The organism is Pseudoalteromonas sp. ND6B (genome assembly GCF_000764215.1).
In the GTDB taxonomy this organism is placed as follows: domain Bacteria; phylum Pseudomonadota; class Gammaproteobacteria; order Enterobacterales; family Alteromonadaceae; genus Pseudoalteromonas; species Pseudoalteromonas tetraodonis.
Genome location: NZ_JQFL01000053.1, coordinates 87,274 through 111,079, shown reverse-complemented (window position 1 = coordinate 111,079; position 23,806 = coordinate 87,274). Strand labels below are relative to the sequence as shown.

Here is a 23,806-nt window from a genome sequence, read left to right as displayed (position 1 = left end):
GAGGGGTTGCTCCTAGTACGAGAGGACCGGAGTGAACGAACCGCTGGTGTTCGGGTTGTCATGCCAATGGCATTGCCCGGTAGCTACGTTCGGAACTGATAAGCGCTGAAAGCATCTAAGCGCGAAGCAGGCCTCGAGATGAGTTCTCACTAGACTTTTAAAGTCTCTGAAGGGCCGTTGAAGACTACAACGTTGATAGGCAAGATGTGGAAGTGGTGTGAGCCATTAAGCTAACTTGTACTAATTACCCGTGAGGCTTAACCATACAACGCCAAACGCGTTTTATGTGATAGTTTAAGCGCAGAAGTTAATAGAACTAAAGTAGATTACTTGATTACTCTTTATTATCAGAAATTCCAAATTTTAGTAAGCTTGATAAAATCGACCTTACACCAAATTTGCTTGGTGACAATAGCGTTTTGGACCCACCTGACCCCATGCCGAACTCAGTAGTGAAACGAAACAGCGCCGATGATAGTGTAGCATTTGCTATGTGAAAGTAGGACATTACCAGGCTCCAAATTAAAGAAAGCCCGACTAGAAATAGTCGGGCTTTTTTACGTCTGTAGGAAAGTAAAAATATTAGCTATCAGCCGTCAGCTATCAGTTGCACAGTGTCAACCTGTACTTCGTAGCGTGGGTTGAGTATTACGAAACTCATGGGTAAAAGAACGCACCGACTACCTCAGAGTCCAATTCATCCCATTAAAAAACATAAGTGTACCTTGCTGTGTGGCTCTAGAGCGCTGTAGGCACTACGATATTACCATGGCTCCAAATTTAGAAAGCCCGGCTACTGCGTTGTCGCTAAGAATAACGTATCGGTATCAGGTAGCAAATCCATATAATACCAATCCGCAATAATACTCAATCATTTTGCGGGGCTAAACGTGCCGCTACCTGTGTTAAAAAATTCTCATTTAGAACAACTAAATAGCGAATTTTTTGCCTAGCTATCACCCCGTTTTTCCTGCCTCAAAATAGACAGCTTAATTAAGCGAATTGGTATAAATTGGTAATAAATACTCAAATAAGGGGGTTGCGCCCTTATTCTTGATTGATACATTTCTGATCTTACTTGAAAAAAAACCAATGAGCCCAAAGTCTACTTAATCAACACTTATTTTAATAGAGCCTATCATGTCGTTATTACCTTCATCTTCCAACGTTAAGCAATTCGTATATTTAGCACAGCAAATAAGAGAGCATGAGGGTAATGCTGCAAAAGCCAGTGGTTGTGATCTGTTTACCCTAATGGAACGAGCGGGGCATGCCGCCTTTTTAAATTGGAAATCATTCAATGCACAGCAGACTCTAGTACTCGTAGGGAGTGGCAATAACGCAGGAGATGGCTATATTGCGGCTAGCCTTATTAAGCAAGCAGATAGACATGTAGTGGTATGTGCCGTTGATGAAAATAAAGAATTAACCGACGATGCTGCAAAAGCACAAAAGCGCTGGATTGATGCCGGTGGTGAAATTTGTAACTTTAGCGCTGATGCACTCGATGAGTGTGATGTAATCATTGATGCATTACTGGGCACTGGTCTTGAAAATACGGTACGCGATAATGTTGCCACTATAATTAAAGCGGCTAATGAAAGCACTAAACCAATACTCAGTATTGATGTGCCATCAGGTATAAATGCTGATACAGGCCAACCTTTAGGCATTGCAATTAAAGCCACTAAAACAATTACTTTTGTAGGGGTAAAACAAGGGTTAACAACGGCTGCAGGTAAAGAGTATGTTGGTGAGCTTATCTTTGATGACTTGGCTATTGGTGAGCCATTCGTAGAATTAGCGAGCCCATCGGGTAAGCTTATTAATATCAATAGTTTTAAAGGCTTAGGCCCACGTGCTCTGAATAGTCATAAAGGTAGTTATGGAAAATTACTGTGTATTGGTGGGAATCAAGGAACGGCAGGTGCTATCAGATTAACAAGCGAGGCAGCGCTTAGAGCTGGTGCTGGAATGGTCAGAGTGTATACCCATGAAAGCTCAATTATGCCAGTCAGTTTTGGCCGACCAGAGCTTATGGTAAGTAGTAATAACTTGCAACACGCATTGGAGTGGGCAAGCTGTGCTGTTATTGGCCCAGGCCTTGGACAAGACGAATGGGCGCAAAATACCTTTAATCAAGTCATTGAGTATTGTACACATAATAATATGCCTTTAGTTATTGATGCTGATGCACTTAATTTACTCGCTAAACAAGCTTCACCGAAAATGCCCACGCGGCGTGTACTTACCCCGCATCCGGGCGAAGCCTCTCGATTATTAAAGGTGTCGACTGGGGAGATAGAGTCTGATCGGTTCAGCTATGTTCAACAATGTGCTAAACGTTACTCAGCAGTTTGTGTTTTAAAAGGCGCAGGAACTTTAATAGCCGATGGTAAGCATACTTGGGTTTGTGAAGAAGGAAGCCCTGCGCTTGCTGTTGGCGGTAGCGGTGATGTTCTTACTGGTATTGTAGGGGCATTACTTGCTCAAGGGTTAGATTGTGCTGAGGCGACTTGCTATGGTGTTACACTGCATGCTAAAGCAGGTGATATTGCTGGGCAAAAAAATGGAGAGCGAGGTATGCTACCTAGCGATCTGTTTTGTATAGTGAGGCGGTTAATTAATAATATAAAACCATAAGATAAAAGCATTCATATTAATTTTGTTCTTTTTTTGATAAATCCATTAACCTTCTTATACTTAGTTAACGCTGTTTGGTTGTAACTGAGGTTAAAAATGTTAATACAGAAAAAAATGTATGCGGGAAGCTTATTACTTATCGTTTTCTCTTTGCTCGTTTTAACCGTAATTATGCAATGGGTGATAACGCCAATTATAAAAAATGAAGCTATTTCTGCAGCTAAGTTACAGGCTAAAGTAATCGGAGAATCATTTGCTAAGGATTTAGGAAAAAGTGCAGCATTAACTAAAAGCTTATCTGTTGTTGCTCAAACACTTCCCCTTGATAAAGATCAATTTATTAAAAATTTGGCACCGTTAATTGCTAGTGGTTCAGGCATTGCCGGTGGTGGAATATGGCCAGAGCCAAATATGTTAGATGCATCAGCACAAAGGGCATCTTTGTTTTGGGCTAAGGGCGATAATGGTCAATACACTTTATTAGATGACTACAACCAAGCTGATAGCAGTCCATATCAACAAGAAAGCTGGTATACAAGTGCTGCTAACGCTCAACCAGGCGTATGTGTATGGTCTGAGGCTTATGTTGATGCAGTTTCGAATGTGCCTATGGTAACTTGTTCCGTTAAAATTGAGCGTAATAATCAGTTTTGGGGAGTCGCTACTTTAGATATAGAGCTTTCTCATATTGAAAAGTCACTCCTTGCTGAAAACCAAGCAACCGGTACCTACAGTTTTATTATTGATAGTGCGCAGCAGTTTGTTTCTATTCCTGCATTTAGAGATACGAACTTAGCCATGCTAAATTTTTCACAAGTTGTGAGTAAAGATAGCTCTTTACAGCCTCTAGTTAACGCCTTGAAAAATAAAGATAGACTCGTAGCAGAGTTTAGTTCAGGTGTCATAAAGGGGGATAGCTCAATTCTAGTGACATTTTCACTGCCGGAGCAAAAGTGGCGATCTGGCGTGATAATTCCAACAGCGATTGCAAAAAAAGCAGCTAATACGCTGACATATTATTTGTATGGTTCATTCATTGTGCTCATTGTTATATTTATATCGGCATTATTAGTCTTTGGTAAGCGATTAGTTGAGCAAATAGAGCAGACTTCGGCGCAAGTTAGGTCATTAATGCAAGGGCAAACAGATTCTAAATTACCAATATCAGGGGATGATGAAATGAGTCATCTTTGCGAAGCTATTAATGATTACGGTGATCATCTTATTAAAATTCTTGGGCTGATTAAAGAAGAGGCGGCCTCAGTAAAAAACAATGCTGAATCTATTGATAACTTGAGTAGTAATAGTCAGCAACGCGCACATGAACTAATGCAAGAAAATGAACTGTTAGCCACGGCTATCAATGAAATGTCGATAGCGGCTTCATCGGCATCAGAAGATATTGGTGGCGTTGCAGATATTACCGCTAAGTCATCAGATCTTGTAAACTCTGGATTTAATGTTATTGAACAAAACGCAGAATCTATCCAGCTGTTGTTCAATAAACTAACTGAGTCGTCCAATGCAATATCACAAATCTCTGAAGATTCACAGCAGGTTGGTTCGGTATTAGATGTGATTATGAATATCTCTGAGCAAACTAATTTGCTTGCGCTTAATGCTGCTATTGAGGCTGCTCGTGCTGGTGATTCTGGAAGGGGGTTTGCGGTCGTTGCTGATGAAGTTAGAACACTGGCACAAAGAACGCAACAATCAGCTGGTGAGATTGAAACCATGATAAGTCAGTTACAACAAGCGGCTGCAAAAGGAGTCAGTGTTATTCAAGAATGCCGAGAGTTCTCAGAAGTGGTCAATGATCGTTCAAATACAACACGCACGCAATATGAAAATATAGTTGATGCATTTAACGACATTAAAGGGCGCTCAGCAAGTATTGCCGTAGCCACAGAAGAACAGGCTCAAGTAACCGTCAATGTTAAAAAACTAGCGGAACGGATCCGAGAAATATCAGGACAAAATGCCGCCGATGCCGAAGACTTTAGAGAAGTAAGTAAAGCCTCTAATAGTCAAGCACAAAGGCTATACGACATTAGTCAGCAGTAACTCAATATAAAAAATCCAAGCCTTGCTTGGATTTTTTATATAAATTTGTTTATTAATTTAAAATTATGAGGATTTAAAAGTCTATCTATGAAGCTCGCCAGCTCTTTCTGGTTGATAAGTTACCTCTTTAATAGTTACTGTTATTAACCCACCGCCTGGCTTTGGCCATTCAATTTGATCTCCCTGTGAAAGGCCAAGTAATGCACTACCAACAGGGGCTAAGATTGATATTTTGTTGCCACTTGAGTCAATATTCTTCGGGTAAACAAGCGTTAAAGTAAACTCCTCACCTGTAGATTCAACAACAAAGTTCACTGTTGAATTCATGGTTACCACGGTTGAGGGAACTTCGTGTGGCTCCACTATGTTAGCCCTACCAAGTTCTTTTTCACCCGCAAAACTGTTCGCAGGTAATGATTCCATTAGCGCATACAATCGATCTGCATCCAGTGATGAGATGATTATTTCAGGTTTAGTATTCAACTTAATATCCTTAATCATGTTAAATAAAATTTACTCTGGGTATAGCTTGCAGGAACTCAGTTGCATTGGAATACACTGAGATAATTTTATTGTTGTCTTAGTGAATTTATTTTATCTATATTGCTAAAAACCCAGCCGAAGCTGGGTTTTTATTTGAGCTAGGTGTGTGAGGGGATGATTACATCATGCCGCCCATACCACCCATGCCGCCCATGCCACCCATATCAGGAGCGCCTGCTTCTTCTTTAGGGATTTCAGCGACCATTGCTTCTGTGGTGATCATTAGACCGGCAATCGATCCTGCAAATTGTAATGCAGAACGGGTTACTTTCGTTGGATCTAGGATACCCATTTCAATCATGTCGTTGTATTCGCCAGTGGCTGCGTTGTAACCGTAGTTACCTTCACCGCCTTTCACTGCATTAATAACAACAGATGCTTCGTCGCCTGCGTTTGTAACGATTTGACGAAGTGGTGCTTCCATCGCGCGAAGTGCCACTTTAATACCGTGGTTTTGGTCTTCGTTATCGCCTAGTAAGTCTGCTAATTTGCTAGCAGCACGCACTAATGCAACACCACCACCTGGTACTACGCCTTCTTCAACCGCTGCGCGAGTTGCATGTAATGCATCTTCAACACGATCTTTTTTCTCTTTCATTTCAATTTCAGTAGCGGCACCTACTTTGATTACTGCAACACCGCCAGCTAATTTAGCCATGCGCTCCTGTAGCTTTTCTTTATCGTAGTCTGAAGTCGCTTCTTCAATTTGTGCTTTGATTTGTGCAACACGGCCGTTAATGCCGTCTTCTTCACCAGCACCATCAATGATTGTTGTGTCGTCTTTAGTGATTACTACGCGTTTAGCTGTCCCTAAGTCTTCAACTGTTGCTTTTTCAAGCTCAAGGCCGATTTCTTCAGAAATCACAGTACCGCCAGTTAATACCGCGATATCTTGTAGCATTGCTTTACGGCGATCGCCAAAACCAGGTGCTTTAACCGCTGATACTTTTACAATACCACGCATGTTATTCACTACTAGTGTCGCTAACGCTTCACCTTCAAGGTCTTCTGCGATGATGAGCAGAGGTTTACTTGCTTTAGCAACCGCTTCTAATGTTGGTAATAATTCACGGATGTTAGATATTTTTTTATCTACAAGTAAGATAAATGGGTTATCTAGCTCAACCGCGCCTTTTTCAGCGTTGTTGATAAAGTATGGAGATAAGTAACCACGGTCAAACTGCATGCCTTCTACAACATCTAATTCGTTTTCAAGTGATTGCCCTTCTTCAACCGTAATAACACCTGTGTTACGGCCTACTTTTTCCATTGCATCAGCAATGATTTCACCAATTTCTTTATCAGAGTTAGCTGAAATAGTACCTACTTGTGCAATCGCTTTAGTATCAGCACATGGAACAGAAAGCGCTTTAAGTTCTGCAACTGCAGCAATGATTGCTTTATCAATACCGCGCTTAAGATCCATTGGGTTCATACCCGCAGCAACCGCTTTAAGACCTTCGTTTACAATAGACTGAGCAAGCACAGTTGCGGTAGTGGTACCGTCACCAGCAGCATCATTTGCTTTAGACGCTACTTCTTTAACCATTTGTGCGCCCATATTTTCAAACTTGTCTTCAAGTTCGATTTCTTTTGCTACAGATACACCATCTTTGGTGATCACAGGAGAGCCAAATGATTTGTCTAATACAACGTTACGACCTTTAGGGCCTAATGTTACTTTTACTGCATTTGCTAGAATATTTACGCCAGTTAGCATTTTTGCACGTGCGTCGCCTGCAAACAGTACTTCTTTTGCTGCCATGTTTAATTTCCTCTAAATTCTTAAAATGTGTGTTAAACGAAAAGTAGGTTTAGCCTACAATGCCTAAAATATTGTCTTCACGCATGATCAGGTACTCTTGACCTTCGATCTTTTCTGTTTTTTCAACATATGAGCCAAATAACACAGTGTCACCGGCTTTCACTTCTAATGCTCGAACGTCACCGTTTTCTAAAACGCGACCATTACCTACGGCAACAACTTCTCCGCGAGTTGATTTTTCAGCTGCAGAGCCAGTTAATACAATACCGCCAGCAGACTTGGTTTCTTCTTCTAGACGCTTGATGATTACGCGATCTTGTAAAGGACGAATGTTCATGTTTTTAGTTCTCCTAACAGTTTCTGAACAGTACAGAAAAAAGTGTATCTAATTTGCTTTCATTAATGGGGGTGGAGTGAAAAATTCCAAGAGAAAAAATGATAAATTTTTAATCTTTTCGCTCGTATTCACCATCTATGGTCTTAGGGCGGTTTTCATCTTGCTCGTGATGCATTGATTGATGAGTTTGCGAAAACCCTGAAGTGCCAGTTTGATGCATGCTGGCGCTCATTCTTACAGTTGCTTGACTAGCAAGTCCTGCAGCTAATTTGTTTCGAATAGCAGGGGTAAGGAGTAGTAAGCCAAATACATCTGTCATAATGCCGGGTGTTAATAAAAGTACCCCTGCAATAATTACGCAAATACCGGTAAACAATTCTTTAGCAGGCATTTGCCCTTGAGCCATTTGCATTTGTACGTTTTGTAGTGCGCCCATTCCTTGCTGTTTCACCATTTTTGCACCCACAATGGCGGTTAGTACCACTAAAGCGATTGTTGCAAAGCCACCTATCACGTCACTAACCTGAATTAGTAAGGCAATTTCAATAATAGGGATGATGATAAACAGCAAAAATAAAATTCTAAACATAAGACTCTCTAAAAAAATGACACTTATTAAGGTGCTAATGAAATATAAGTGAGGGTTGTCGGGTCTATTTTCAAGCTAATAAGAGTAAGTAATAAACGTTAATGTTAGTAAAGTTATAGGTAGCGGGTCTAAATCAATTTACTGCAAAGACCCAAAATGTAGACAGAGTTCGTGTCTACACATTATACCCGCTATCAGCTACTATGGGGCTAGACCCCCGTAAACAAGTAAAGGTTCACTATGACAACGCAATTTAAACTTATTTTTACCACTTGCAAAGATAACGATGAAGCCCGTTTATTGGCTATGGCGCTAATTGAAAAGAAATTAGCTGCTTGTGTAAATATTTTACCGGCCATGACTTCTATTTACATATGGGAAGGTGAAGTAGCTGAAGCAACTGAAGTAAAGCTGCTAATTAAAACTAAGGCTGACAAAATGAACGATGTATTTTTAACCTTAAAAGATCTTCACAGCTACGAAGTACCAGAAATACAAGTTGTTGATGTGGCAACGGGTAACTTGGCTTACTTTAATTGGATGGACGAGGTGCTTCATTAATGCGCTTTATTTTATTTTTTTTATTAAGCGTATTAATGGCGCCTGCTTGGGCGGCACAAAATACCCTTGATGATTTTCTAAAACCGACTCAGCACACATTTTTACCGGTAAATGAAGCGTTTGTATTTGATTTTGACCAGCAAGGAAGTACGTTATTTGTTGGTTGGGATATCGCTGATGACTATTACCTATATAAAGATAAAATAGAAATTATTGCCAAAGGTGCCAGCATTGACGTGCCTGAGTTGGGCGCTGGTGAAATAATTGAAGATGAGTTTTTTGGCAAAACTGAGGTGTTTTTTAATTCTCTTAGCGTTATCAGCAAACTAAGTAATGTGAGTGAAGATGGCGTTGTTAAGGTGCGTTATCAAGGCTGTGCAAAAGCAGGGCTGTGTTATCCACCTGAAATCATCAGCATTCCATTAAGTGTACTGGCAAGTGAAACTAATACTAATGACAATACCGCAGCAAGCAGTGCATTTGCAGCACTTAGCCAATCTGCAGAAAAACCAGCAACTGGATCAACACCTGATAAAGAGCTCACATTTACAGAGCAGTTAGCCAGCCAAAGCTTAATGGTTAACTTAGCTATTTTCTTTGCCGTGGGTGTGGGTTTGGCATTTACACCGTGTGTATTTCCGATGTTCCCTATTTTATCTAGCTTAATTGCGGGTCAAAAGAACCTATCTACCAAAAAAGCATTTGCCCTATCATTTGTTTATGTTCAAGGCATGGCGGTTACCTATGCAGCATTAGGGCTTGTGGTTGCTGCGTTAGGCGGGCAAGTGCAAGGCTATTTACAGCATCCATATGTATTAATTAGCTTTAGCTTATTGTTTGTACTGCTGGCTATGTCGATGTTTGGTTGGTACGAAATAAAGTTACCCAGCGGTATGATGAATAAACTAACCCAAGTGAGCAACAACCAAAAAGGCGGTAACTATATTGGGGTGTTCTTGATGGGGGTTTTATCAGGGCTTATTGCATCACCTTGCACTACAGCGCCTTTATCAGCCGCATTATTATTTGTGGCACAAAGCGGCGATTACCTAGTCGGCGGGCTAACACTTTACGTACTGAGTTTAGGTATGGGGCTACCGCTGTTATTATTAGGTACATCGGGAGGTAAGCTATTACCGAAAGCTGGCGGCTGGATGGAACAAGTCAAAACCTTATTTGGTTTTATTATGTTAGTTGTGCCACTTATTTTGCTAGAGCGCATTATAGATATTGAAATTATTATGCTTATGGCAGGCTTATTAGCTATCGCCACAGCGCTTTATTTCCATTATTGGCAAAGCGCTCAAGCACAAGGTAAATTAAAAACCTTATTGTGGTTTATGGCTGTTTTATTAGTGCTTACCGGCTTTAATTTAACCAAAAACTATTTTTGGCCAACACAAGCCGTGAGTTTACAAACAACCTCGCAAAACAATGAGTTTAAACATGTTGCCAATTTAGCTGAGCTTAAACAAGCCGTATCACAAGCAAATAGCGAAGGGCGCATGGTTATGGTGGACTTATACGCTGACTGGTGTGTAGCGTGTAAAGAGTTTGAGCATTACACCTTTCCCGACCCGCAAGTACAAAGTGAGTTTAGCCATTACCAACTGATTCAAATTGACTTAACCCAAAGCGATAATGAAACAATTGAGCTAATGGAAGCATATTCAGTGTTTGGTTTACCGAGTATTTTATTCTTCAATACTCAAGGTGAAGAGCTAAGTGCACAACGTGTTACTGGCTTTTTAAATGCGGATGATTTCGCTAAGCACCTTGCTGCAGTGCGTGCCAGCGCTGAATAACCATTCTATATGGCACAACATGATTGTTAATGTTGTGCCATTATTCCCCCTCAAGATTCGTCCCCAAAATAGAGATTAGACCAGTATTTTGCTGCTATTTACTTCGAAATCACTATAATAGTTGGTTAACGTGAGAAATTGTTGCTATCTTACTTTTTTCAGCTTACTTTTTAGTGAAAAATTAGTTAGTAACCGCTTAACTCATTACTTATAGGATATATCGCGTATTATGGCTGCAAAATTAAAGATTTTAGTTATAAATGGCCCAAATTTAAACATGCTAGGAAAGCGTGAGCCCGATAAGTACGGTTCGCACTCTTTAGAGCATATTATGAGCGAGTTAAACAGCGCTGCTAATAGTTTAGATGTGGCGTTAACGCATTTTCAAAGTAATAGTGAGCAAGCGCTCATTGAACGCATTCATGATGCTTGGCAAGCGGTTGATTACATCATTATTAACCCTGCAGCATTTACGCACACAAGCGTCGCATTACGTGATGCATTGCTAAGCGTTGATATTCCGTTTTTTGAAGTGCACTTAAGTAATGTGCATGCACGTGAAACGTTTCGCCATCATTCTTATTTTTCTGATGTGGCGCAAGGCGTTATTTGTGGATTAGGTGCAATGGGCTATCACGCTGCTTTACATGCAGCGGTGAGCCGATTGCAAAACTCAAACTAAATTTAAACTAACAAACTAATAGGCGGGTCGTTTATGGATATTCGCAAGATCAAAAAACTAATTGAATTAGTAGAAGAATCAGGTATTGCAGAACTAGAAATCACTGAAGGTGAAGAATCAGTACGTATTAACCGTAACAACATGAGTGCCGGTCCTGCATACGCGCAATTTGCTCCACAGCAATATGCTCCAGCACCCGCTCCTGCGGCTGCACCAGCAGCACCTGTAGCAGAGTCTGAAGCACCAGCGGCAGGTCCTACAGGACACCAAGTTAAATCACCTATGGTAGGTTCTTTTTACGCAGCAGCTTCTCCAGAAGCGCCAGCATATGTTGAAGTCGGTTCACAGGTTAAAGTTGGCGACACATTATGTATCGTTGAAGCAATGAAAATGATGAACCAAATTGAGTCAGATAAAGCCGGTACAGTAAAAGCTATTTTAGTAGAAAACGGCGAGCCAGTAGAATTTGATCAACCTTTATTCATCATTGAATAATAGCGCAACGTAAAAGGCCAACTCTCATGTTAGATAAAGTAGTCATTGCAAACCGAGGTGAAATTGCACTTCGTATATTGCGCGCCTGCAAAGAGCTTGGGATCAAAACGGTTGCTGTGCATTCAACGGCGGATCGCGATCTTAAGCACGTATTACTAGCAGATGAAACCATCTGTATTGGTAAACCAGCAGCAACTGAAAGTTACTTAGACATTCCACGCATTATTGCCGCAGCTGAAATAACTGATGCGGTCGCTATTCACCCAGGTTATGGTTTTCTTGCTGAAAATGCCGACTTTGCCGACCAAGTTGAGCAAAGTGGCTTTGTATTTATTGGTCCTCGTGGCGACACTATTCGCCTAATGGGCGACAAAGTATCAGCTATCGAAGCGATGCGTAAAGCCGGTGTTCCATGTGTGCCAGGTTCTGATGGTCCGGTATCGGATGATAAAGAACGCAACATGCAAATTGCTAAGCGTATTGGTTACCCGGTAATTATTAAAGCAGCTGGCGGCGGCGGTGGTCGTGGTATGCGTGTTGTACGCAACGAGGCTGAGTTAATTAACTCGATTGCGCTTACGCAGCAAGAAGCTAAGCAGTTCTTTGGCAACAGCATGGTTTACATGGAAAAATTCCTTGAAAACCCACGCCACATTGAAGTGCAAGTATTGGCCGATGGTCAAGGTAACGCGGTTCATCTAGGTGAGCGTGATTGTTCAATGCAACGTCGCCACCAAAAAGTAGTGGAAGAGGCGCCAGCACCAGGGATTACTGCAGAAGTACGTAAGTTCATTGGTGAGCGTTGTACACGTGCGTGTATCGAAATTGGTTATCGTGGTGCAGGTACGTTTGAGTTTTTATACGAAAACGGCGAGTTTTACTTCATTGAAATGAATACCCGTATTCAGGTTGAACACCCAGTGACTGAAATGGTTACCGGTGTGGATTTAATCAAAGAGCAGCTAAAAATTGCCGCTGGTCAGCCATTATCATTCACTCAAGACGACGTTGTTATTCGTGGCCACGCTATTGAGTGTCGTATTAATGCTGAAGACCCTGAAACCTTTATTCCATCACCAGGTAAAATTACTCGCTTTCATCCAGCTGGTGGTTTAGGTATTCGTTGGGACAGCCATATTTATGCTGATTACACGGTACCGCCACATTACGATTCTATGATTGGTAAGCTGATCACTTACGGTGAAAACCGTGATGTTGCTATTGCTCGCGCTCGTAATGCATTGAATGAGTTGGTAATCGACGGTATTAAAACCAATACGCCATTGCATAAACGCATTCTTGCAGATGAAAACTTCAAAAACGGTGGTACAAATATCCACTACCTTGAGAAGAAATTAGGGCTGTAAAGTCTATGCTAATTAAAAACCGGCTCAGGCCGGTTTTTTTATCTTTAAAAAAGAGGCAGTATCACCTTAAATAAATAATCTGGTATGATTAACAAATATGCGCTTTTCGTAAATTTTGAGGTAATCATGTCGTGTAGTTTTGATTTTCATTTAGTCGATGAAAATGCCACTGTTGCTATGGGTAATAAATTAGCTGCCATAATAGAGCAGGGCGCAGTTATTTATTTGCATGGTGATTTGGGGGCCGGTAAAACGACATTTACTCGCGGTATAGTGCAAGGTTTTGGTCATACAGGTAAGGTTAAAAGTCCCACTTATACACTTGTTGAACCTTACGAGCTTGTGCGTGGCAATGTCTATCATTTTGACTTATACCGATTAGGTGACCCAGAAGAGCTTGAATTTATGGGAATTCGTGATTATTTTTCAGAAACGGCAACTTGTATTGTTGAGTGGCCGGAAAAAGGCGGAGAATTTATTCCTGTTCCCGATCTAAATGCTACGCTAAGTTATGTAGGTGATGAGCGTAAAATTGTTATTAACAGTGCTAGTGAGCGTGGTGTAGCAATTGTCGAAAAACTAAATAATAGATAATAAAATAGTTAAGGCAGTGATTATCAAAATGAGTCGTGGTTTAGTTAAACTTTTTATTTACCTCATGGTTTTTACAGTGAGCTTGCCATTGTGGGCGCAAAACACTATTAATAGTGTGCGTGTCTGGCCATCCCCTGATAGCACCCGGGTGGTGTTTGATCTCGACGATAAACCCGATTTCAGCTACTTTATGCTAAAAAATCCAAGCCGTTTAGTGGTTGATTTAGAAAACACTGATGAGTTGAAAACATTGCCAGGTGTGCCACCAAAACACCAAATTGTTAGTAAGTTACGTTACTCAAAACCTAAAAATAAACACAGCGTGCGTTTAGTGTTTGAATTAAATGGGCCAGTTAAACCGGTTATATTTGCACTAGCCCCCACAGGCCCTTATAAAAATAGATTGGTGGTCGATTTATACGATAAAAGCCAAGCTAAAGGTGCAATTACCCCTGCGCAAACGGCGGCTAAAAAACGCCAATTAAGCCAAGAGCGCGATATTGTAATTGCTATTGATGCAGGGCATGGCGGTGAAGACCCTGGCTCCATTGGCCCTTCAGGTACTTACGAAAAAGACATCACTTTACAAATAGCCAAGCGTTTAGAGCGGATGATTGATGCTGAGCGCGGTATGATTTCGCGTATGGTTCGCAGTGGCGATTACTTTGTAAAACTCAATACACGTACCAACCGCGCACGTCAGAAAAAAGCAGACTTTTTTGTTTCTATTCATGCAGATGCGTTTACCAGCCCTGGGCCAAATGGTGCTTCTGTATGGGTGTTGTCGCTGCGACGTGCCAATTCAGAAATTGGTAAATGGATTGAGGATAAAGAAAAACACTCTGAGTTACTTGGCGGTGCTGCCGATGTAATTAAAGATGCTGCAAATGAAAAGTACTTAGCGCAAGCCTTACTTGATATGTCGATGGATCACTCCATGAAAACCGGCTTAAACGTGGCTGAGGAAGTAGTTAAAGAGCTACGAAAGGTGGCTAAACTTCATAAAAAAGAGCCGCAACATGCCAGCCTTGCAGTATTAAAGTCGCCAGATATTCCGTCTATTTTGGTTGAAACTGGGTTTATCTCTAATCCACGTGAAGAGCGACTGCTTAAAAGTGCCAATCATCAAGAGCGCTTAGCTAAAGCCATGTTTACCTCAATTAAAAATTACTATTTACGTAACCCGCCTGACGACTCACTGTTTGCGTCATTAAAGTCTCAATACCCAACAAAACATAAAGTACGTCCTGGTGAGTCACTGAGCATGTTGGCAGGTCGATATGGCGTGAGTATCAGTAAAATAAAACAAGTTAATAAGCTCAGTTCAAATACGCTATTTATTGGTCAGGAACTTGATATTCCTCAGAGTTAATTTTAAAAGCGCACACATTTAAGGTTGTTATGAGTATTGAAATATTACCTGCGCGCTTAGCAAACCAAATTGCGGCGGGTGAAGTTGTTGAGCGTCCCGCATCGGTGGTTAAAGAGTTAGTAGAAAACAGCCTTGATGCAGGCGCGACACGTATTCAAATAGATATTGAACGCGGGGGCCACAAGTTAATTCGTATTCGCGACAATGGAGCGGGTATTGCAAAGGATGAGCTCACATTAGCGCTCTCTCGCCATGCAACCAGTAAACTAAAGTCCTTAGACGACCTAGAAAATATTTGTTCTCTTGGTTTTAGGGGGGAAGCCTTAGCATCTATTAGTTCGGTATCTCGCTTAACCTTAAGCTCTAAACCCGAAAATCAAGAAGCTGCGTGGCAAGCCTTTGCACAAGGCCGAGATATGGCCGTAGAGGTAAAGCCGGTTGCTCACCCAAGCGGTACCACAATTGAAGTTAAAGATTTATTTTTTAACACCCCAGCGAGACGAAAGTTTTTACGCACTGAAAAAACCGAATTTAGTCATATTGATGAGCTTATTAAGCGTATTGCGCTGAGCCGTTTTGATGTATCAATTACATTAACCCATAATGAAAAAGTGGTGCGCCAGTATCGCGCTAAAACTGATCCCGCTCAAGCGATTACGCGAGTCGCACAAGTGGCGGGTAAAGCGTTTGCTGAGCAAGGATTGCATATTCAATCGGGTGAGACTGGGTTGCAACTACACGGTTGGGTATTGCCAGTTGGATCGGCTAATACTACTCAGTATACCTATGTAAATAATCGTATGATGCGCGACAAACTTATTCTGCATGCTATTCGTCAAGCATTTGAAGAGGTCAGTGGCGAGCAAGAACTTCCCGGATTTGTGATTTACATTGATATAGACCCACGCCAAGTGGATGTTAACGTGCACCCGGCAAAGCATGAGGTACGTTTTCATCAAGGTCGTTTGGTACATGACTTTATTTTACAAGCTATCAAACAAGTTGTGGTGCCACTTCAAGCTGAGTTTGTTAATTCGCCAGCCGCTCACACGCATCAATCACCGGTTACATCGTTTAATCAAGAACACACGACCAATAGTGAACTTTTTGATTATCCTAAGTCGTCATTACAACCAAGTCATTCGCCATCTACAAGTAGTGCCTCTTATGGTGGCAGTCGTCAAGGTGCGGGTAGACAGGTGCGTACTGAAAGCCAAAATTACCATGATGTGAATGCGTTTTATCAGGGCGTGAATGAGCAACAAGCGCAGCACTTTGATACTGCGGCAGCATTTGTACAATCTAATGAGACGCAAGTATCAGATACAGCACTGCGCACTGTCGATATAATAAGCATTGAACAGGGCGTTTGCGTGTTCAATGATGAAAATCAACTTTATTGTTCACACTTTAAATACGCATTAGCGGATGATTGGCATACACAAATAAAAGAGCACGGCAGCCTTGAAGGTAAAGCACTCCTATTGCCAGTGCGTGTTAACGTATCAAAACAAGACACGGCGCTTCTTGCTGCTCAGCAGTCTTGGTTTACCTTACTAGGTTTTGAGTTATTAATAGAAAAGCAGTTTGTTATGGTAAAGAAGCTGCCTACAAGTCTGTACTTATTAGATGTAAGTGCTGCAATAGATGCATTGCTTGAGGGATGTAAGGCTCAGTTAGCAAGTATTGATGAATGGCTACAATGGCAGGTAAATATAATTCCCGCACGGTTCTATGCGAGCAATGCCTTTTTAGAGCAGCAAACGCGCTTACAAAATAATCCGCAAACAATTGAACGCTTGCGAGAAAAAGCAGTTAAAATAGATCTAAACTCTTATCTAACGCAATTTAATTAAGGTATTCGTGTTGAGTAATTTACCGGTCATATTTTTAATGGGCCCAACCGCTGCTGGTAAAACAGCATTGGCAATTTCACTGTGTGAGTATTTAAATACTGAGATTATTAGCGTTGATTCTGCGCTTGTTTATAAAGGTATGGATATTGGTACGGCTAAGCCTGATGCCGACGAATTAGCTCGTGCCCCACATCATTTAATTGACTTACTTGATCCGAGTGAAACGTATTCGGTTGCTGATTTTAGACGTGATGCTATAGAAAAAATTGATAAATTTCATCAACAAGGTAAAGTGCCTGTATTGGTTGGAGGTACAATGATGTACTTCAAAGCGCTAATTGATGGGTTGTCGCCATTACCTGAAGCCGATGCAAACGTTAGAGCCGAACTAGAAACACAAGCTAAAGAGCATGGCTGGCCTTATTTATACAAAGAGCTGGTTAAAGTTGATCCGCAAGCCGCACAAAAGATGAGTGAAAATGATTCGCAGCGAATTAATCGTGCTTTGGAAGTTTACCGTATAACAGGTAAAACGATGACTGAATTGCAAAAGCAAAAGCAGCCAGCATTACCCTATACTTTTCATCAATTTGCAATTGCACCCGATGATCGCAGTGAATTACATCATCGAATTGAAGAAAGGTTTAAAATAATGATTGAACAGGGGTTTGAAAAAGAAGTTTCGACCCTATATCTACGTGAGGATTTACATCCCAATATGCCTTCTATTCGTTGTGTAGGTTATAGACAGATGTGGGATTACCTTGCGGGTGAAATTGATCATGATGAAATGATTTTTCGCGGCATTGCAGCCACACGTCAATTGGCTAAACGTCAATTAACGTGGTTAAGAAGCTGGCCTGATGTTACATGGTTAACAACAGGTGATGAAGAAAACTTGCATCGTGTAGTAAGTTCGCTAAGCTAGTAGTAGTTGGACAAAATTTATCTTTGTTAAATCAGTTCAGCCACTTAATTATAATAACACCTAGAACGAAGGAATAATAACATGGCAAAAGGCCAATCGTTACAAGACCCATTTTTAAATGCACTACGCCGTGAGCGCATTCCAGTATCAATTTTTTTGGTAAATGGCATAAAATTACAAGGTAAAATCCAGTCATTTGACCAATTTGTAATTTTACTGGAAAACACTGTTAACCAAATGGTGTATAAACATGCAATTTCTACAGTTGTACCTGCACGCGCAGTCAACTTCCAAGGTGTTCAGGGAAATGAAGACACTGAAGAACCTGAAGCTGGAAACTTTTAAATTAGGAGCGTAATGCTTGTTTGACCGCTATGAATCTGGCGAACAGGCAATTTTAGTCCATATCGACTTACCTAAAGAGGGGGATCGTGAAGATCTCCACGAATTAGAAATGTTGGTATCTTCTGCTGGTGTTAGTAGTTTGGCGGTTGTGCAAGGCAGCCGTCAAGCACCACATCCGAAGCTATTTGTCGGTACCGGCAAAGCAGAAGAAATAGCTGAAATTGTCAAAATCCACAATGCCGATGTTGTCATTTTTAACCATCAGTTAAGTCCGTCTCAAGAACGTAATTTAGAGCGTGTTTGCCAATGTCGGGTGCTTGATAGAACCACACTTATCCTCGATATTTTTGCTCAGCGCGCACGTACTCACGAAGGTAAACTTCAAGTTGAGTTAGCGCAGCTTCGTCATATGTCGACTCGTTTAATCCGAGGTTGGACCCACCTTGAACGCCAAAAAGGCGGTATTGGTTTACGTGGTCCTGGTGAAACGCAGTTAGAAACCGATCGACGTTTATTACGTGCACGTATTAAAAATATACGCGCCCGTTTGGCTAAAGTTGGCGTACAACGTGAGCAAGGTAGACGAGCACGTACTCGTAATGAAATCCCAACGGTTTCTTTAGTGGGCTATACTAATGCGGGTAAATCAACCTTATTTAACCGTATTACAAATTCTGATGTGTATGCCGCTGATCAGTTGTTTGCAACACTAGACCCAACCTTACGCAAATTAGATATTGGCGATGTTGGTTCGGTTATTTTAGCCGATACTGTAGGGTTTATTCGCCACTTACCGCATGACTTAGTGGCTGCATTTAAAGCAACGCTGACAGAAACGCGAGAGGCTGATTTACAATTACACGTGATAGATGTAGCCGACCCTCGTCGAAAAGAAAATATTGAACAGGTACAAGAAGTACTCAAAGAAATTGAAGCTGATGATGTACCGCAATTACTTGTATACAACAAAATTGATGCGCTGGATGATGTAACCCCACGTATTGATCGCGATGACGAAGGCCAACCTATAAGGGTATGGTTATCAGCAAAAACAGGTGAAGGTTGCGAGCTGCTAAGTGAGGCTATTAGTGACCTACTAGCTAAAAAGATGTTGAGTGAAACTTTAATACTGGCTCCTCAGTATGGACGTTTAAGAGCATCTTTATTTAACTTAAGTGCAGTACATAACGAACGTTTTGATGAGCAAGGTAATTGGTTGCTAGATGTGCGATTACCTATGATTGAGTGGAATCGTTTGATTAAAGATTTTGGCCCAGAGATTGAAAGTTTTATTAGCTGCGACTAAAAACTGAAAGATTAATGTCGGTTTTAGTATAAGAAATGCATAAGATTTGTTAGATTTAACACAATTTCCGAATTTATTTAGATAACAATGGAGTATAGCTATGGCCTGGAATGAACCGGGTAATAATGGCAATGACAAAGATCCGTGGAATAACAAAGGCGGACGTGATCAAGGCCCACCTGATTTAGACGAGGTGTTCCGTAAATTCAGTAACAAGTTTAACGGCTTATTTGGCGGTAAAAAATCCGGCAATGGTAGCGGCGGTGGACTTGGCGGAGCCGGTATTTCATTTGTACTTATTATCGCTGCCATTGTGTGGGCGTTAAGCGGTATTTATACGGTGAAAGAAGCTGAGCGCGGTGTCGTTCTTCAATTTGGTAAGTTTGACCGAATTGCAGATCCAGGCTTGCGTTGGAAAATGACCTTTGTTGAGACGGTTATTCCAGTCGATATCGAAGCTGTTCGTTCGTTATCAGCATCAGGTTTTATGCTAACTGAAGATGAAAACGTAGTAAGCGTTGAGTTTGAAGTACAGTATCGAGTAATCGACCCATACTTATACAAGTTTAGTGTCACTAACGCTGACAGCAGCCTTGAAGAAGCATTAGATAGTGCGCTGCGTTATGTTGTTGGCCATTCAAAAATGGACCAAGTACTGACTAACGGCCGTGAAGTTGTGCGTCAAAATACCTGGGATGAGCTAAATCAAATCATTGAACCTTATAATTTAGGTTTAATCGTAACTGACGTTAACTTCAAGGATTCACGTCCGCCAATGGAAGTTAAAGATGCGTTTGATGATGCAATTGCAGCCCAAGAGGATGAACAACGCTTTATTCGTGAAGCCGAAGCGTATGCCCGTGAAATTGAACCGCGTGCGCGTGGTCAAGTAACGCGTATGACGCAAGAGGCTGAAGGTTACCAAGAGCGTATTACTTTAGAAGCGCAAGGTGAAGTGGCTCGTTTTGAGAAATTACTTCCAGAATACCAAGCAGCTAAAGAAGTAACACGCGAGCGTTTATACATAGACGCAATGCAAGAAGTATTAGGTAATAGCTCTAAAATATTGGTTGACGTTAAGGGCGGTAACAACATGATGTATTTACCACTTGATAAAATCATGGAAAAACAGGGTTCATCAACACGCGTTGCTTTACCTAGCTCAAGCGATATTAACGATTTACGTAACAAGGTAAATACGTCACGTAACAGCACTGTTAATAGTGGTAATGATCGCTTTAACAATGATCGCTTCAACGACGGGAGATAAGCATAATGAAAAACTTTAGTTTAGTAATCCTATTAGCTGCCATTGTAATGTGTTTCTCGTCAGTATTTGTGGTTTCTGAAGGCCAAAAGGCGATTGTACTTTTATTTAGTAAAGTACAAAAAGACAGCGATGATCAAGCGGTAGTTTATGGTCCAGGTCTACATCTAAAAGTGCCATTTTTTAGCCAAGTGCGCCGCATTGATGCGCGTATTCAAACGCTAGATGGCACACCGGATCGCTTTGTAACTAGCGAGAAAAAAGACTTAATTGTTGATTCGTTTGTAAAATGGCGTGTTAACGACTTTAGCTCTTTTTACCTGCGTGCACGTGGTGATAAGCAATACGCTGAAACACTGCTTAAGCAAAAAGTAAATAATGGCCTACGTACTAACTTTGGTACTCGTACTATTCGTGAAATTGTATCGGGTGAACGTAGCGAGCTGATGGAAGAAGCGTTAGTACAAGCCTCTGAAAGTGCTAGTGAGCTGGGTATTGAAGTACTTGATGTACGTGTTAAGCAAATTAACTTACCTCAAGAGGTGAGTAGCTCTATTTACCAACGTATGCGTGCTGAGCGTACTGCCGTTGCTAAAGAGCACCGCTCTGAAGGTCAGGAAAAAGCAGAAACGATTCGTGCAGGTGTTGACCGCCGTGTAACAGTAATGCTTGCTGATGCAGAACGTAATGCGCGTTCTGTTCGTGGTCAAGGCGATGCTGATGCTGCTGCGATTTACGCTAGTGCTTATAATAAAGACCCTGAGTTCTTTAGCTTTGTTCGCTCTTTAGAAGCTTACAAGCAAACTTTCAAAGGAAAGCAAGACGTGATGGTGTTATCACCGGATAGCGATTTCTTCCAATACATGAAAGGCGCGAAAGCTCAGTAATCACAGCTTTAGTTAAATTTAAAAAGCCCTGCAATTGCAGGGCTTTTTGTTATCTGAATTTTAATCTTATAAATCACTGTTATTTATGTGATTATTAGCTAAACACTGATGTTTACTAAGGGCACGAGGAAAAAATAAGCTAAACGGGGTGAACTTTGCTTTAGTTTTCTGGTAAAATCTCGTCCTAATTTTCTCTAAGTGAATTTGCAATGGGTAAAAACGTTGTTGTACTAGGCACCCAATGGGGTGACGAAGGTAAGGGTAAGGTAGTTGACCTCCTTACAGATAAAGCATCTTTAGTAGTTCGTTATCAAGGTGGTCATAACGCTGGCCATACCTTAGTGATCGACGGTGAAAAGACAGTTCTACACCTTATTCCATCGGGTGTATTACGTGACAATGTTAAATGTGTGATTGGTAATGGTGTTGTTTTATCACCAGAAGCGCTAATGAAAGAAATTGGCATGCTTGAAGAGCGTGGCGTACCAGTACGCGAACGTCTTTTAATCAGTGAAGCATGTCCGCTAATATTGCCTTTCCATGTTGCATTAGATGTAGCTCGCGAAACAGCGCGTGGCGATAAACCAATCGGTACAACGGGTCGTGGTATCGGTCCAGCGTATGAAGATAAAGTAGCACGTCGTGGTTTACGTGTTGGCGATTTATTCAATCCTGAATTATTTGCTACTAAGTTAAAAGAAGTATTGGAATACCACAACTTCACATTAGTGAACTACTACAAAGTAGATGCAGTAGATTTTCAAAAAACGTTTGATGACGCAATGGCTGTTGCTGACATCTTAAAAGCAATGGTAGTTGATGTAACTGAGCTTTTAGATCAAACGCGTAAAGCCGGTGACAACATCTTATTTGAAGGTGCACAAGGTACATTACTTGATATCGATCACGGTACTTATCCTTATGTTACATCTTCAAACACTACTGCTGGTGGCGTTGCTACAGGTGCGGGTTTTGGCCCATTACACCTTGATTATGTACTAGGTATCATTAAAGCGTACACAACACGTGTAGGTTCAGGTCCTTTTCCTACAGAGCTTTACGACGGTCTTGATAAGCAAGACCCAGTAGGTAAGCATTTAGGTGACAAAGGTCATGAGTTTGGTGCTACTACTGGTCGTTTACGTCGTACTGGCTGGTTAGATGCAGTGGCTATGCGCCGTGCAGTTCAAATTAACAGCATTTCAGGTTTTTGTTTAACTAAACTTGACGTTCTAGACGGTTTAGAAACACTTAAAATCTGTACTGGTTATAAGCTTGAAGATGGTACTGTGACTAACGTTACGCCATTAGCGGCTGAAGGTTACGATAAAGTAACACCAGTATACGAAGAAATGCCTGGTTGGTCTGAAAATACCGTGGGTGTAACATCGCTTGAAGGTTTACCTAAAGCAGCAATTGATTACATTAAACGTATTGAAGAAATCACGGGCGTCCCTGTTGATATTATCTCTACAGGTCCAGATCGTGTTGAAACCATGATACTTCGTAGCCCATTTGCATAATTGGGTTTATGTTGAAAAGAAGCTGCCATGTGCAGCTTTTTTTATGCCTATAAAAAAGCACACCTATTAATAGTGGAACGATCTTTGTATATTATTTGGTAAGTTTATTTTTAAAGTGGTTAATATGCATTTATCTTCTCGTTGCTCAGTGTGGTCATTATCACTACTTACACTTTCTTTATTTAATATAAGCAATAGCTTAGCTGAAGAAAGCCCTGCAGCTGTGCCGCTGTATACCGAATCTGAGTTAATAGCTTTAATTAATGAGAACACTCATCTAGCCCGCGTGAAGGCAGATAATTGCCAGTTAGTGCAAGATATAGAAGCACGAGCCAATAAAATGGCATTGCCGTCGTATCAATTTTTATACGGTGATATGCTTGCCTACAAGGTGTGTGTTGAGCGTGATGTAGCTCTAGGTGTGTATTACATGAAAAAAGCGGCTGAGCAGGGCTTAGCGGCAGCATTAGAGCAACTAGGTCGCTACTACGATGTTGGGCAGTTAGTCCAAAAAGACAAAGCCATGGCAATAACCTACCTCCGTGAGGCCTCAGCGCAAGGTAACTTAAAAGCGCAATTACGATTAGTGGGCTTGTTTAATCAAGGCTATGGTAGTCCAAGAGACTTTGAAGATGCTTATCGTTGGCTGTTTAACACCACGGTAGCCGATAAAGCGACACATAAAAAAATAGAGCGAGCATTAACTAAACTTGCTGAAAAAATGCCAGCTAGTGTCGTTACCCGCGCGCGCTTACCTATGTAACCTAAACTCTGGCTAGAGAAAATAAACCTAATTATGACTATGATTTAATATGTTAGTAAATCTTTTAATCAGAGTTCAGGTTTGTAAATAAAAAAGCGAGAGTGCTTTTTTAGC

At 41.2% G+C, this 23,806-nt stretch carries 21 protein-coding genes and 2 rRNA genes; 19 read left to right on the top strand and 4 right to left on the bottom strand.

Translation table 11 applies throughout. The features are described from left to right. The 4 genes from ND6B_RS0119330 to ND6B_RS06965 all read left to right on the top strand — a co-directional run. A 23S ribosomal RNA gene (locus tag ND6B_RS0119330) occupies positions 1–265 on the top strand; the annotation flags it as partial. A gap of 136 nt (positions 266–401) precedes the next feature. Continuing rightward, positions 402–516: ribosomal RNA gene (rrf, locus tag ND6B_RS06955) — 5S ribosomal RNA — on the top strand. Between the two features lie 624 nt (positions 517–1,140). After that, positions 1,141–2,643 carry a bifunctional ADP-dependent NAD(P)H-hydrate dehydratase/NAD(P)H-hydrate epimerase gene (locus tag ND6B_RS06960; RefSeq protein WP_033103748.1) on the top strand — a complete coding sequence of 501 codons (1,503 nt, stop codon included), beginning with the start codon at positions 1,141–1,143 and terminating at the stop codon, positions 2,641–2,643. A 96-nt stretch (positions 2,644–2,739) separates the two neighbouring features. Continuing rightward, positions 2,740–4,707, top strand: a complete 1,968-nt coding sequence (locus ND6B_RS06965) for a methyl-accepting chemotaxis protein (RefSeq protein ID WP_033103747.1) — start codon at positions 2,740–2,742, stop codon at positions 4,705–4,707. Positions 4,708–4,788: 81 nt separating this feature from the next. On the opposite strand, the gene rnk is transcribed toward ND6B_RS06965, so the two are convergent. The 4 genes from rnk to ND6B_RS06985 all read right to left on the bottom strand — a co-directional run bounded on the left by rnk (position 4,789) and on the right by ND6B_RS06985 (position 7,941). After that, positions 4,789–5,190, bottom strand: a complete 402-nt coding sequence (gene rnk / locus ND6B_RS06970) for a nucleoside diphosphate kinase regulator (RefSeq protein ID WP_033103746.1) — start codon at positions 5,188–5,190, stop codon at positions 4,789–4,791. Between the two features lie 178 nt (positions 5,191–5,368). Next, positions 5,369–7,015, bottom strand: coding sequence for a chaperonin GroEL (gene groL, locus ND6B_RS06975; RefSeq protein ID WP_013466037.1), 1,647 nt, complete (start codon positions 7,013–7,015; stop codon positions 5,369–5,371). Between the two features lie 49 nt (positions 7,016–7,064). Beyond that, complete coding sequence (locus ND6B_RS06980; RefSeq protein ID WP_008113511.1) at positions 7,065–7,352, bottom strand: co-chaperone GroES; 288 nt, start codon at positions 7,350–7,352, stop codon at positions 7,065–7,067. A gap of 109 nt (positions 7,353–7,461) precedes the next feature. Next, the gene (locus ND6B_RS06985) at positions 7,462–7,941 is read right to left on the bottom strand and encodes an FxsA family protein (protein ID WP_013466036.1); all 480 of its coding nucleotides are present in this window, start codon (positions 7,939–7,941) and stop codon (positions 7,462–7,464) included. A gap of 240 nt (positions 7,942–8,181) precedes the next feature. On the opposite strand from ND6B_RS06985, the gene cutA reads away from it, so the two are divergent. From cutA to ND6B_RS07055, 15 genes are all read left to right on the top strand, one after another. Further along, positions 8,182–8,502 (top strand): divalent-cation tolerance protein CutA, encoded by a 321-nt coding sequence (gene cutA / locus ND6B_RS06990; RefSeq protein WP_013466035.1) that lies wholly within the window; start codon positions 8,182–8,184, stop codon positions 8,500–8,502. Beyond that, a complete protein-coding gene (locus ND6B_RS06995; protein WP_033103745.1) occupies positions 8,502–10,307 on the top strand; it encodes a protein-disulfide reductase DsbD in 1,806 nt (601 codons plus the stop codon). Before cutA ends, ND6B_RS06995 begins: the two co-directional genes overlap by 1 nt. Positions 10,308–10,536: 229 nt before the next feature. Beyond that, positions 10,537–10,989: a type II 3-dehydroquinate dehydratase gene (gene aroQ / locus ND6B_RS07000; protein ID WP_013466033.1), complete on the top strand. Its 453-nt coding sequence runs from the start codon at positions 10,537–10,539 to the stop codon at positions 10,987–10,989. 33 nt (positions 10,990–11,022) lie between these two features. Continuing rightward, a complete protein-coding gene (gene accB, locus ND6B_RS07005; RefSeq protein WP_024601932.1) occupies positions 11,023–11,484 on the top strand; it encodes an acetyl-CoA carboxylase biotin carboxyl carrier protein in 462 nt (153 codons plus the stop codon). Positions 11,485–11,510: 26 nt separating this feature from the next. Beyond that, the gene (gene accC, locus ND6B_RS07010; RefSeq protein ID WP_013466031.1) at positions 11,511–12,851 is read left to right on the top strand and encodes an acetyl-CoA carboxylase biotin carboxylase subunit; all 1,341 of its coding nucleotides are present in this window, start codon (positions 11,511–11,513) and stop codon (positions 12,849–12,851) included. 126 nt (positions 12,852–12,977) lie between these two features. Then, a complete protein-coding gene (tsaE, locus tag ND6B_RS07015) occupies positions 12,978–13,445 on the top strand; it encodes a tRNA (adenosine(37)-N6)-threonylcarbamoyltransferase complex ATPase subunit type 1 TsaE (protein WP_013466030.1) in 468 nt (155 codons plus the stop codon). Positions 13,446–13,473: 28 nt separating this feature from the next. After that, positions 13,474–14,817, top strand: coding sequence for an N-acetylmuramoyl-L-alanine amidase (locus ND6B_RS0119325; protein WP_024601933.1), 1,344 nt, complete (start codon positions 13,474–13,476; stop codon positions 14,815–14,817). 29 nt (positions 14,818–14,846) lie between these two features. Then, positions 14,847–16,673: a DNA mismatch repair endonuclease MutL gene (gene mutL / locus ND6B_RS07020; protein ID WP_033103744.1), complete on the top strand. Its 1,827-nt coding sequence runs from the start codon at positions 14,847–14,849 to the stop codon at positions 16,671–16,673. A gap of 10 nt (positions 16,674–16,683) precedes the next feature. Next, complete coding sequence (miaA, locus tag ND6B_RS07025) at positions 16,684–17,601, top strand: tRNA (adenosine(37)-N6)-dimethylallyltransferase MiaA (protein ID WP_028835550.1); 918 nt, start codon at positions 16,684–16,686, stop codon at positions 17,599–17,601. A gap of 81 nt (positions 17,602–17,682) precedes the next feature. Continuing rightward, entirely contained in the window at positions 17,683–17,946 is a 264-nt protein-coding gene (gene hfq, locus ND6B_RS07030) for an RNA chaperone Hfq (protein WP_013466026.1), read from the top strand. A gap of 16 nt (positions 17,947–17,962) precedes the next feature. After that, positions 17,963–19,252, top strand: a complete 1,290-nt coding sequence (gene hflX / locus ND6B_RS07035; RefSeq protein WP_013466025.1) for a ribosome rescue GTPase HflX — start codon at positions 17,963–17,965, stop codon at positions 19,250–19,252. 100 nt (positions 19,253–19,352) lie between these two features. Continuing rightward, positions 19,353–20,522 (top strand): FtsH protease activity modulator HflK, encoded by a 1,170-nt coding sequence (hflK, locus tag ND6B_RS07040; RefSeq protein WP_013466024.1) that lies wholly within the window; start codon positions 19,353–19,355, stop codon positions 20,520–20,522. Positions 20,523–20,527: 5 nt separating this feature from the next. After that, positions 20,528–21,406 carry a protease modulator HflC gene (gene hflC, locus ND6B_RS07045; RefSeq protein ID WP_013466023.1) on the top strand — a complete coding sequence of 293 codons (879 nt, stop codon included), beginning with the start codon at positions 20,528–20,530 and terminating at the stop codon, positions 21,404–21,406. Positions 21,407–21,615: 209 nt separating this feature from the next. Beyond that, positions 21,616–22,929, top strand: a complete 1,314-nt coding sequence (locus ND6B_RS07050; RefSeq protein ID WP_033103743.1) for an adenylosuccinate synthase — start codon at positions 21,616–21,618, stop codon at positions 22,927–22,929. 124 nt (positions 22,930–23,053) lie between these two features. After that, positions 23,054–23,692, top strand: coding sequence for a tetratricopeptide repeat protein (locus ND6B_RS07055; RefSeq protein ID WP_033103742.1), 639 nt, complete (start codon positions 23,054–23,056; stop codon positions 23,690–23,692). Positions 23,693–23,806 lie beyond the last annotated feature (114 nt).